This is a genomic window from Streptomyces montanisoli (genome assembly GCF_017813245.1).
GTDB classification, from domain to species: domain Bacteria; phylum Actinomycetota; class Actinomycetes; order Streptomycetales; family Streptomycetaceae; genus Streptomyces; species Streptomyces montanisoli.
In genome coordinates this window covers 1-11,325 of record NZ_JAGIQL010000183.1, presented here as the reverse complement: position 1 = coordinate 11,325, position 11,325 = coordinate 1, and the positions used below count along the sequence as shown (strand labels likewise).

The following is an 11,325-nucleotide window of genomic DNA, read 5'->3' as shown; positions in this document are numbered from 1 at the left end:
CGGCGGCCGCTCCCGCCCCGCCGGACGGCCACCCGTCCGAGGCGGGTCCACGGCCTCCGGCCGGGCAACGGCCGGTAACACCCCATCTGAGCTGCGAAAACAGGCGTCCGCAAGCAGGTGATTCCATGGGTGGCGAGGGGTTGACAGCCCCGAAGCGCTGAGTGCCCTTCTGAGCCTCTTGGAGCCCCGTTGCGCATATGGGGAGTCGGCTGGGGCACCCCGAGGGCGGCACATGCGTACTGAGGTACCGGCAAACCCCCATGAGTGTCGCCGCTACCGGTAGACTGGCAGCGAATCCCGCCGCGCTTGCGGGACCCCCGACACAACGTCGTCACAACGTCGACAGAAGCCGAACGACGCAGCCGCTCCCGCGAGCCGGAGAACGGCCTGTGCTGTGCCAGAAAGGGCGCTTCGTGGCCGATTCCGGCAATCCCCAGGAAATGACTCCCCCCACCGCCGTCACTCCCGTCACCGACGGGAGCGGCGAGGTCACCACCGCGTACGACGCCAGCGCCATCACGGTGCTCGAAGGCCTCGACGCGGTCCGCAAGCGGCCGGGCATGTACATCGGCTCGACCGGCGAGCGCGGTCTGCACCACATGGTGCAGGAGGTCGTCGACAACTCCATCGACGAGGCGCTGGCCGGCCACGCGGACACGATCGACGTCACGATCCTTCCGGACAACGGCGTCCGCGTCGTCGACAACGGCCGCGGCATCCCCGTCGGGATCGTCCCCTCCGAGGGAAAGCCGGCCGTCGAGGTCGTGCTGACGGTCCTGCACGCGGGCGGCAAGTTCGGCGGCGGCGGGTACGCGGTCTCCGGCGGTCTGCACGGCGTGGGTGTCTCCGTCGTGAACGCCCTGTCGCACAAGGTCTCCGTGGAGATCAAGACCGACGGCCACCGGTGGACCCAGGAGTACAAGCTCGGAGTGCCCACCGCGCCGCTGGCGCGCAACGAGGCCACCGAGGAGACCGGCACCTCGGTCACGTTCTGGGCCGACCCGGACATCTTCGAGACGACGGAGTACTCCTTCGAGACGCTGTCGCGGCGCTTCCAGGAGATGGCGTTCCTCAACAAGGGCGTGACGATCAACCTGACCGACGAGCGCGCGTCGGCGAAGGCCGTCGCGGGCGCCGGCACGGCCGGGGGCGACGTCGCCGAGGACGGCGCGGCCGAGCAGCCGCCGATGACGGTGACGTACCACTACGAGGGCGGCATCGTCGACTTCGTCAAGTACCTCAACTCCCGCAAGGGGGAGCTGGTCCACCCGACGATCATCGACGTCGAGGCCGAGGACAAGCAGCGCATGCTCTCGGTCGAGATCGCGATGCAGTGGAACACGCAGTACAGCGAGGGCGTGTACTCGTTCGCCAACGTCATCCACACCCACGAGGGCGGTACGCACGAAGAGGGGTTCAGGGCCGCGCTGACGGGCCTGGTCAACCGCTACGCGCGCGAGCGCAAGCTGCTGCGCGACAAGGACGACAACCTCACGGGCGAGGACATCCGCGAGGGTCTGACGGCGATCATCTCGGTGAAGCTGGGCGAGCCCCAGTTCGAGGGCCAGACCAAGACCAAGCTGGGCAACACCGAGGCCAAGACGTTCGTGCAGAAGGTCGTGCACGAGCACCTGACGGACTGGTTCGACCGCAACCCGAACGAGGCCGCGGACATCATCCGCAAGGCCCTCCAGGCGGCGACCGCGCGCGTCGCGGCCCGCAAGGCGCGCGACCTGACGCGCCGCAAGGGGCTGCTGGAGTCGGCGTCCCTGCCGGGCAAGCTGAGCGACTGCCAGTCCAACGACCCGACGAAGTGCGAGATCTTCATCGTCGAGGGCGACTCGGCCGGCGGTTCGGCGAAGTCCGGCCGCGACCCGATGTACCAGGCGATCCTGCCGATCCGCGGCAAGATCCTGAACGTCGAGAAGGCGCGCGTCGACAAGATCCTGCAGAACACCGAGGTGCAGGCGCTGATCTCGGCGTTCGGCACGGGTGTCCACGAGGACTTCGACATCGACAAGCTCCGCTACCACAAGATCATCCTCATGGCGGACGCCGACGTCGACGGCCAGCACATCACCACGCTGCTCCTGACGTTCCTGTTCCGCTTCATGCGGCCGCTGGTCGAGGCCGGGCACGTCTACCTGTCGCGCCCGCCGCTGTACAAGATCGACTGGGGGCGCGGCGACGTCCAGTACGCGTACTCGGACCGCGAGCGCGACGCGCTGATCGAGCTGGGACGGTCGAACGGCAAGCGGATTCGCGAGGACTCCATCCAGCGCTTCAAGGGCCTCGGCGAGATGAACGCCGAGGAGCTGCGCGTCACCACGATGGACATCGACCACCGCGTGCTCGGCCAGGTCACGCTGGACGACGCGGCGCAGGCCGACGACCTGTTCTCGGTGCTCATGGGCGAGGACGTCGAGGCGCGGCGCTCCTTCATCCAGCGCAACGCCAAGGACGTCCGCTTCCTCGACATCTGAGCGGGCCCAGCCGGCACGGCTGCCGACGCACTCGCATCCGCACAGGTCCGTACAGGCCGAAAGGAACACTGACCAGCAATGGCCGACGAGAACACCCCTGACACCCCCGACGTCCCGGACGGCCCCGACGGTCCCGTGCTGCCCGACGGGACGGCCGTGGAGGGCCTGGCGCTGCGCGTGGAGCCCATCGGGCTCGAGACCGAGATGCAGCGCTCGTACCTCGACTACGCGATGTCCGTCATCGTCTCGCGCGCGCTGCCCGACGTGCGGGACGGCCTCAAGCCCGTCCACCGGCGCGTGCTGTACGCGATGTACGACGGCGGCTACCGGCCCGAGCGCGGCTTCTACAAGTGCGCGCGCGTCGTCGGCGACGTCATGGGTACGTACCACCCGCACGGCGACTCGTCGATCTACGACGCCCTGGTGCGCCTGGCGCAGCCCTGGTCGATGCGGATGCCGCTCGTCGACTCCAACGGCAACTTCGGTTCGCCGGGCAACGACCCGGCCGCGGCCATGCGGTACACCGAGTGCAAGATGATGCCGCTGTCGATGGAGATGCTCCGCGACATCGACGAGGAGACCGTCGACTTCACGGACAACTACGACGGCCGCAACCAGGAGCCGACGGTCCTGCCGGCGCGCTTCCCGAACCTGCTGATCAACGGCTCGGCCGGCATCGCCGTCGGCATGGCGACCAACATCCCGCCGCACAACCTGCGCGAGGTCGCCGCCGGCGCGCAGTGGGCGCTCGAACACCCCGAGGCCACCCCTGACGAGCTGCTCGAAGCGCTGATCGAGCGCATCAAGGGCCCCGACTTCCCGACCGGCGCGCTGGTCGTCGGCCGCAAGGGCATCGAGGAGACGTACCGCACGGGCCGCGGCTCGATCACGATGCGCGCGGTGGTCGAGGTCGAGGAGATCCAGAACCGGCAGTGCCTCGTCGTCACCGAGCTGCCGTACCAGACGAACCCGGACAACCTCGCCCAGAAGATCGCCGACCTGGTGAAGGACGGCAAGATCGGCGGGATCGCCGACGTGCGCGACGAGACGTCGTCCCGCACGGGCCAGCGCCTGGTGATCGTCCTGAAGCGGGACGCGGTCGCCAAGGTCGTCCTGAACAACCTGTACAAGCACACCGACCTCCAGTCGAACTTCGGCGCCAACATGCTGGCGCTCGTCGACGGCGTGCCGCGCACCCTCTCGCTCGACGCGTTCATCAGGCACTGGGTGTCGCACCAGATCGAGGTCATCGTCCGCCGTACGCGCTTCCGCCTGCGCAAGGCGGAGGAGCGGGCGCACATCCTGCGCGGCCTGCTCAAGGCGCTGGACGCGATCGACGAGGTCATCGCGCTGATCAGGCGCAGCGAGACGGTCGACGTCGCGCGCACGGGCCTGATGGGCCTGCTGGAGATCGACGAGATCCAGGCCAACGCGATCCTGGAGATGCAGCTGCGCCGCCTCGCGGCCCTTGAGCGGCAGAAGATCGTCGCCGAGCACGACGACCTGGAAGCGAAGATCCGCGAGTACAACGCGATCCTCGCCTCCGAGGAGAAGCAGCGCGGCATCGTCCGCGAGGAACTGGCCGTCCTGGTCGAGAAGTACGGCGACGACCGGCGCTCCAAGCTGGTGCCCTTCGACGGCGACATGTCCATCGAGGACCTGATCGCCGAGGAGGACATCGTCGTCACGATCACCCGCGGCGGCTATGTGAAGCGCACGAAGACCGACGACTACCGGTCGCAGAAGCGCGGCGGCAAGGGGGTGCGCGGCACGAAGCTGAAGGAGGACGACATCGTCAACCACTTCTTCGTGTCGACGACGCACCACTGGCTGCTGTTCTTCACCAACAAGGGCCGCGTCTACCGCGCGAAGGCGTACGAGCTGCCCGACGCGGGACGCGAGGCGCGCGGTCAGCACGTGGCGAACCTGCTCGCCTTCCAGCCGGACGAGCAGATCGCGCAGATCCTCGCGGTGCGCGACTACCAGGCGGCCCCCTACCTGGTCCTGGCCACGAAGGCGGGCCTGGTCAAGAAGACGGCGCTGAAGGACTACGATTCACCGCGTTCGGGTGGTGTCATCGCGATCAACCTCCGGGAGACGGCGGACGGCCGCGACGACGAACTGATCGGCGCCGAGCTGGTGTCGGCCGAGGACGACCTGCTGCTCATCAGCAGGAAGGCCCAGTCGATCAGGTTCACCGCGTCGGACGACACGCTGCGGCCCATGGGCCGTGCCACGTCCGGGGTGAAGGGCATGAGTTTCCGGGAAGGGGACGAACTGCTCTCGATGAATGTGGTCAGGCCCGGTACGTTCGTGTTCACCGCGACCGACGGCGGTTACGCGAAGCGGACCAATGTGGACGAGTACCGCGTCCAGGGTCGAGGCGGCCTGGGAATCAAGGCCGCCAAGATCGTGGAGGACCGGGGTTCCCTGGTCGGGGCGCTGGTGGTGGAGGAGACCGACGAGATCCTGGCCATCACGCTCGGCGGTGGTGTGATTCGCACGCGAGTCAACGAAGTCAGGGAGACGGGTCGTGACACCATGGGTGTCCAGCTGATCAACCTGGGCAAACGCGATGCCGTGGTCGGCATCGCGCGCAATGCCGAGGCGGGCCGCGAGGCCGAGGAGGTCGAGGGGGACGAGGCCCCCGAGGCCGGCACAGCCGCGGCTGACGATGCGGCCGAGGGCAACGAGCCCTCGACCGGGGAGCACGAGGAGTAGAGCGTGAGTGGAACCACGGGCGCCGGATCGGCCTCTTCTTCAGGAGCGAACAGCGCCCGTGGCTCGGCCACGGACTCCCAGGGGGTTACGGTGACGGACACCCGGGGGCAGCAGCCCCCGTACGAGGCGTACGGCGCGAAGCCGCAGCCGCAACAGCAGCAGGGGCAGCCCTACCACCCGCCGCAGGCGTACCCGGGGCCCGGGGAAGCCGGCGCCAGGGGCGGACAGCAGGCCGGCCGCCCGGGGCCGGGGGCCCCGGCGGGCAGCCCCGCCACGCGCAGACCCCGCACGGGCGCGCGCACGACGCCCCGCACGCGCAAGGCGCGGCTGCGGGTCTCGAAGGCCGACCCGTGGTCGGTGATGAAGGTCAGCTTCCTGCTGTCGATCGCGCTCGGCATCTGCACGGTCATCGCGGCGGCGGTGCTGTGGATGGTCATGGACGCCATGGGCGTCTTCTCCACGGTGGGCGGCACGATCAGCCAGGCGACCGGCTCGAACGACGGCAACGGCTTCGACCTCCAGTCGTTCCTCTCGCTGCCGCGCGTGCTCATGTTCACGGCCGTCATCGCGGTCATCGACGTGGTACTCGCCACGGCGCTCGCGACGCTCGGATCGTTCATCTACAACATCTCGGCGGGCTTCGTGGGCGGCGTCGAGCTCACGCTGGCCGAGGACGAGTGAGGGGCGAGCGAGGGCCGCTTACCGATTTTGGGACTGGCCCTGAAGTGCGCTAATCTTCAGGGGCAGCGCGGGGCTATAGCTCAGTTGGTTAGAGCGCATCCCTGATAAGGATGAGGCCACAGGTTCAAATCCTGTTAGCCCCACCAGCGCGTGAAGGCCCCCAGTCCGACGGACTGGGGGCCTTTTGCTGCCGCCTGTTGACACCGGCACCGACCGGCACCGGCACTGCACCGAAACCGAGGAGGCGACATGACCAGCCGGCCGCACGTCCGGCCCATCACGGACGCCGATCTGCCCGGCGTGGCGAAGGCGCTGGTGGAGGTCCATGCCACCGATGGATACCCCGTCGAAGGGGTGGCGGACCCGGAGGCCTGGGTCAGTTCACCGGCCGTCCTGACGGCGTGGGTCGCTGTCGAGGACGAACGCGTCGTCGGGCACATAGCGATCATGCGGCCGCTCGGGGAGGACGCCGTGGCGCTCTGGCGGGAGCGGAGCGGGGAGACCGCCGAGCGCATGGGGGTCCTGGCCCGCCTGTTCGTCGTGCGGGAGGCCAGGAAGCACGCCACGGGCGAGACGCTGATGCGGACGGCCATGGCCTACGCGGAGGAGCGCTCACTGCGCCTCGTCCTCGACGTGATGACCAAGGACACCGCCGCCATCCGCCTGTACGAGCGTCTCGGCTGGACGAACATCGGCGAGGCGACGCACCACTATGGGGACGGCCAGGAGACGCCCGCGATCTGCTACGTCTGGCCGGCCGCCGGGACCGCGGACGTCATGGGCGCAGCGGCCAGGGTTCGGTGAGGCTGCCGCCGATCGGAAGCGCGTGCCAGCGTCGGGCGAATTCGTCCAAGCGGGCCAGGATGCGTTCGGCGAGAGGCGATTCGAGCAGGTCCGAGTCGACCGTGGTGAACCAGATGGGCAACTCGGCCCTGTGGCCGGCCCGCAGTTCCCAGAGCGGCGCGCAGGCGGAGGCCAGGGCCTCGGAGCGCGCCATGTCGGCCTCGTCCGCCGTGCTCGGCGGCCTCTTGGCCTCCCGGCGCTTCTGGCGCCGCCCGGCCGCGGGATCGGTGGGCCAGAAGATGTTGTTGCGGCCGGACGCGATCCGGCCGAAGACCCCGCCGGGCAGTCCGGCCTCGGCCTCGACCAGGAAGTGCACGGCGTCATGCGGTAGGTAGTCGTCGTAGCCCGGGCCCTGGCGCGGCGCCAGTTCCGGCCCGTTCTCCCGTACGACGCTCATCCGGTAGCGGCGTCCGGAAAGCTTCGTGAACGTCACGTTCATGCGCGGCACGTTACGCGGCGGCTCCGGCGGACGCATGGCGTTGTCGGGCTCGGTGAGAACGGAAGGCCGGAGGGGCGGTTGCCCCTCCGGCCTTCTGCGTGTCGCGGCGCCCGGCGTCCCAGCCCTGGCCCGTGACACGGTCAGATGCGCCCGCTCGTCAGGCGCGTCAGCGGGCCGCCCTTCGCGGCGGGGTGTGCCGTCGCCCTGCCTGCGGCGAACGCCGCGCCCAGCAGGCCCGCGAGGCCCGCGCCCACACCCACCGCGGTCTTCTTGCGGTCCATCACCGCGGACAGGACCGGCGCCGCGCCCGACGTGACGCTCGTGCCGAGCGACGTGGCCGCCTTGCGGGCGGAGTCCAGGCTCGACGCGGCCGACTTGCCGGCGTGCGAGGCCGCCGTGGTCAGCGACGTGACACCGGAGTCCGCCGCCTTACCGGCCGCGGCCGCCGAGGTCTTGGCCTGCCGCGCCGGGGACGAGCCGCTCTGCTCGGCACGCTCGACGGCACCCTTGCGCGCGCTGCGTGTGCTCTTGCCCGAGTCCCTGTTCCCTTGCGTCGTCATGGAGTTCGTGTTGCCGCTCCGCCGTGGCGGAAACCCTGGGAGCGTGCGGCCGTCGTCAGCGGCGGGACGCGGTGGCGCGGCGGCGGGCGGGACGTACGGGCTCCTCGTCCTCCTCGTCGTCCTCGTACTCGTCCTCTTCGTCGTCCTCTTCCTCGTCGTCCTCGTCGTCCTCGTATTCTTCGTCCTCGGGCTCTTCGAGGTCGTCGTCGTCTTCCTCGTCGTCCTCTTCCGGCTCGTCCTCGTTCTCGTCGTCGTACGCGTCCTCGTCCTCGTCCTCCGGGGGTTCGGAGTCCGCGTCCTGCTGTTCGCGTTCGCGCTCCACGGCCTCCTTGTGGTCCACCACGACCTCGCCGTCGCGGATCTCGCCGCGCCAGGCGTCGGTGGCCTCTCCGCTCATCATCACGAACTTGCGGAACAGCTTCAGATCGAGCCGCGTCCTGCGGCCCTGGGCGCGCCAGATGTTCCCGGTCTTCTCGAAGAACCCCTGCGGGAAGTACTCGAGCACCAGGAGCACGCGGGTCAGGCGGTCTCCGAGCGGGTGGAAGGTGACGACGCCCTTCACCGTGCCCTTGTCGCCCTCCGTGCGCCAGGCGATGCGCTCGTCGGGGATCTGCTCCGTGATCGTCGCCTTGAAGCTGCGGTTCGACTTGGCGACCTTGACCTGCCAGTTGGTGACGGCGTCGTCCTCCGTGTCCACGTTCACGACGCCTTTGGCGAAGCTGGGGAACTCCTCGAACTGCGTCCACTGGTCGTACGCCACCCGCACCGGCACACCTACGTCGACGTCCTCGCAGATGAGATTCGACTTGGAGCTGCCGCCCCCGCTCGAACCTCCGCCACTCGAACCGCCACCGCCGCCGTTGCCGCCCCCGCCGCCGCTCTTGCCGCCGTCATCGCCCCCGTCCTTGCCTTCGTCGGCTTCTTCGGGATCGTCCGCGCCCGTGTCCGCGAGCCGTTCCGCGTCCCCGCCGAGCCGCCGGCCCAGGCCCGTCACGGTGTGCGTGGCCCGGGCCACCAGGTAGTCGCGTACCTCTTCCTTGAGCCGGCCCACCTCGGGGTTGCCGGCGATCTCCTCGCGCAGGGTGCCGGGCGTCGCGTCAGTCATGGCCGCCACCTCCCCGTGAATCGTTGGTCGTCATGGGTAGGGCACCTTCGTTCTCCGAGACGCCGCCGGCCGGCTCAGGCGCCGGGGCCGCGACGCCCGCGCTCGAGCGGTATCAGCCGGCTGCGTACGGGCCGTACGGGCCGGGCCGGCCGTCCCAGCCGCATGGAACCCAGCGGACGGCGCTGCTGTGCAGCGGCCGCTGCCGTCACCACATGGGCGAACACCCAGATGAATCCGGGTACTCGGGTCGGAAGGATGCGGATCTGAGCGATGAGTCCCATCGGTCCCTTTCTCCTCCTGCCTGTCCTTCCGGTCTCCCGCGGAACTTCCGGCGGCCGGGTCGTTCTCTGTCCCGTGTGCCACGGCTTCGTCCGACTATGCACCTATAAGAATATTGATCGTATTTATTGGTTTTTTGCTTCCGTTTCCTCGCCGTGAGGAGTGCGGGAAGGGGGGGCGTACGAGGGCCCCTGGCAGGTCACCGATCGGTATCGGCCGGTGTGTATAGTCGGCGAACAGAAGGTCCCCTACGTCAATGAAAGACGAGGTCGCGCGGTGAAGAAGCTTCTCCTGGTCGCACTGGCCGCCATCGGCGGGTTCCTCGTGTACCGCCAGATCCAGGCGGATCGCGCCGAGCAGGATCTGTGGACGGAGGCGACCGACCCCGTGCCGTCGTCCGGGTCCGACGCCTGAGGCGCGCAGCTCCGCAGACAGTCCTGAAGAGACGAGCCCCGGCCGCGAGAACGCGACCGGGGCTTCGTGCTGTCCCAAGCCGCTGACAGACCGGGGAGCGGCGGGGCAGGATGAACGGGCGGGTACCCGTACGGGCAGGCCCGTGGGCCCGGACAGGCCCGCAGGCCCGGGCAGGACGCAAGGCGGCGGCAGGGGGAGCGCGTGGCGCGTCAGCAGGTCCGTTCGGGGCGTCCGGGGCGTCCGAGGTGGCGCGCCTCCGCCGCGCTGGGCGTCCTCACGCTGCTCGGCGCGACGGCGACCACGACGGCGACCACGACGGCGGTGCTGCCCGCGCAGACGGCCGCCGCGGCCGGGCCGGGGAGCGCGTACGCCTTCGATCCCGCGGCCGTGCGCGTCAAGGGCGCCGCGACCACCGCGTCCGCGCCCGCACTGTCCGTCGGCACCACCTACCGCGACGCGATCGGCCCCGGCGCCAAGCTCGTCTACCGGGTCGACCTGGACGCGCGGACCAGCGCGTACGTCTCGGCGGTCGCCGTGCCCGCGCGCGGGTCGAAGGTCGCGTACGGCGACAAGATCGAGATCGCTCTCCAGGACGCCAACGGCCGGGAGTGCGGCTCCAACGACTCCGAGTTCGGGGTGTCGACGGACTTCGCCAGGCCGCTCGCGGCCTACGCCTACCGCACCGCCGGCACGTCCGGCGGCGCCGGCTCGACGTGTGCGGCGGCCGGAACCTACTACGTCGTCGTGCGGCGCACCGGCGACCCGGCGTCCTCGCACGATCCGTGGGACCTGGAGTTGCGGCGCGCGGCGGAGCCCGGCCTGGCGAAGGCCGGCCCCACGCAGGCGCCGGAGGACTGGCCCAGCGCCTCCCCCGCGCCGCCCGCGGGCGATCCCCGCCCGGTGGAAGGGGGCGCGGGCTTCTGGGACGCGGCCCGGCTGCGGGGCAGCGGGGCGTGGTCGACGCGGATCAGTCCCGGGCAGACCCTCTTCTTCCGCGTGCCGGTGGACTGGGGGCAGCAGCTCTTCGGCAGCGTGGATCTGGCGAGTGCGCCGGAGCCGCCCCCCGGTGCGTCCCGAAGTACCGGCGGCCGGTCGCTCGGTCTTGTGAACGGGGCGGTCGCGATGTCCCTGTTCAATCCGGCGCTCGGGTTCGTGCAGAGCGCGAACGCGCCGCTCTACGACGGGCGGCAGAAGACGACGTCGTTCGACCCGCTGCCGCCGGTCGCGTACCGCAACCGCTTCTCCTACCGCTCCGGCGTGCGGGACATGCGCTTCGCGGGCTGGTACTACGTGCGCGTCAGCCTGAACCCGAAGCTCGCCGGGGTGTACGGAAAGGGCCCGTACGGGATCACCCTGCGGCTCACGGTCACCGGGAAGGCGGCGTCCGCGCCGGCGTACGCGGGGCCGCCGGGACCGTTCACGGTCGTCGGCGACCACTCCGTGGCGGGCGGCAACGGTGCGGCCGAGGCCGGGCGGCCCGGGTGCGCGGGGACGATGCGGACGGTCGGGTACGCGGGCGTCGGCACGGGCACGGTGCTCGTGCTGGGGCTCGGCGTCTGGACGATGGCCGGGCGGCGGCGCGCGGTCAGGACCGGCTGAGCGCCCAGAAGCCCACGGCGAAGCAGACGAGCGCGAGCAGCAGCACGGGCACGGCGACCTTCGACGGCGGCCCCGGGCGCGGCCCGGCCGCGTGTGCGCGCGCGGATGCGGGGGCGGGTGCGGGCGGCGGGGCGCGTGATGGTGCGCGTTCCTGCGCGCTGCGCGTCTGGGTGTACGGGCTCAGGTCGCAACAGCACACGC

The 11,325-nt window shown here is 70.4% G+C and carries 10 protein-coding genes, 1 tRNA gene and 1 pseudogene; 7 read left to right on the top strand and 5 right to left on the bottom strand.

What is annotated here, in order from left to right:
* Positions 1-389 precede the first annotated feature (389 nt).
* The 5 genes from gyrB to JFN87_RS28560 all read left to right on the top strand — a co-directional run bounded on the left by gyrB (position 390) and on the right by JFN87_RS28560 (position 6,689).
* Positions 390-2,483, top strand: coding sequence for a DNA topoisomerase (ATP-hydrolyzing) subunit B (gene gyrB, locus JFN87_RS28580; protein WP_307865624.1), 2,094 nt, complete (start codon positions 390-392; stop codon positions 2,481-2,483).
* A gap of 78 nt (positions 2,484-2,561) precedes the next feature.
* A complete protein-coding gene (gene gyrA / locus JFN87_RS28575) occupies positions 2,562-5,204 on the top strand; it encodes a DNA gyrase subunit A (protein WP_209344634.1) in 2,643 nt (880 codons plus the stop codon).
* Positions 5,205-5,294: 90 nt separating this feature from the next.
* Positions 5,295-5,885 (top strand): DUF3566 domain-containing protein, encoded by a 591-nt coding sequence (locus JFN87_RS28570; protein WP_209344632.1) that lies wholly within the window; start codon positions 5,295-5,297, stop codon positions 5,883-5,885.
* 69 nt (positions 5,886-5,954) lie between these two features.
* Positions 5,955-6,031: transfer RNA gene (locus JFN87_RS28565), tRNA-Ile, on the top strand.
* Between the two features lie 103 nt (positions 6,032-6,134).
* Positions 6,135-6,689: a GNAT family N-acetyltransferase gene (locus JFN87_RS28560; protein WP_209344630.1), complete on the top strand. Its 555-nt coding sequence runs from the start codon at positions 6,135-6,137 to the stop codon at positions 6,687-6,689.
* Here JFN87_RS28560 and JFN87_RS28555 read toward each other — a convergent pair.
* The 4 genes from JFN87_RS28555 to JFN87_RS28540 form a co-directional block, all read right to left on the bottom strand.
* Positions 6,661-7,167, bottom strand: a complete 507-nt coding sequence (locus tag JFN87_RS28555; protein WP_209344628.1) for a hypothetical protein — start codon at positions 7,165-7,167, stop codon at positions 6,661-6,663. The genes JFN87_RS28560 and JFN87_RS28555 overlap by 29 nt on opposite strands.
* A 140-nt stretch (positions 7,168-7,307) precedes the next feature.
* A complete protein-coding gene (locus tag JFN87_RS28550) occupies positions 7,308-7,727 on the bottom strand; it encodes a hypothetical protein (RefSeq protein ID WP_209344626.1) in 420 nt (139 codons plus the stop codon).
* A 55-nt stretch (positions 7,728-7,782) separates the two neighbouring features.
* Complete coding sequence (locus tag JFN87_RS28545; protein ID WP_209344624.1) at positions 7,783-8,832, bottom strand: SRPBCC family protein; 1,050 nt, start codon at positions 8,830-8,832, stop codon at positions 7,783-7,785.
* Between the two features lie 74 nt (positions 8,833-8,906).
* Positions 8,907-9,113 (bottom strand): hypothetical protein, encoded by a 207-nt coding sequence (locus JFN87_RS28540; protein WP_209344622.1) that lies wholly within the window; start codon positions 9,111-9,113, stop codon positions 8,907-8,909.
* 274 nt (positions 9,114-9,387) lie between these two features.
* On the opposite strand from JFN87_RS28540, the gene JFN87_RS28535 reads away from it, so the two are divergent.
* A complete protein-coding gene (locus JFN87_RS28535; RefSeq protein WP_209344620.1) occupies positions 9,388-9,525 on the top strand; it encodes a DLW-39 family protein in 138 nt (45 codons plus the stop codon).
* Between the two features lie 201 nt (positions 9,526-9,726).
* Positions 9,727-11,124, top strand: a complete 1,398-nt coding sequence (locus JFN87_RS28530) for a hypothetical protein (protein WP_307865623.1) — start codon at positions 9,727-9,729, stop codon at positions 11,122-11,124.
* On the opposite strand, the pseudogene JFN87_RS28525 reads toward JFN87_RS28530, so the two are convergent.
* Positions 11,111-11,325 (bottom strand): annotated as a pseudogene (locus tag JFN87_RS28525) (serine/threonine protein kinase); the annotation flags it as partial. The gene JFN87_RS28530 and the pseudogene JFN87_RS28525 sit on opposite strands and share 14 nt — an antisense overlap.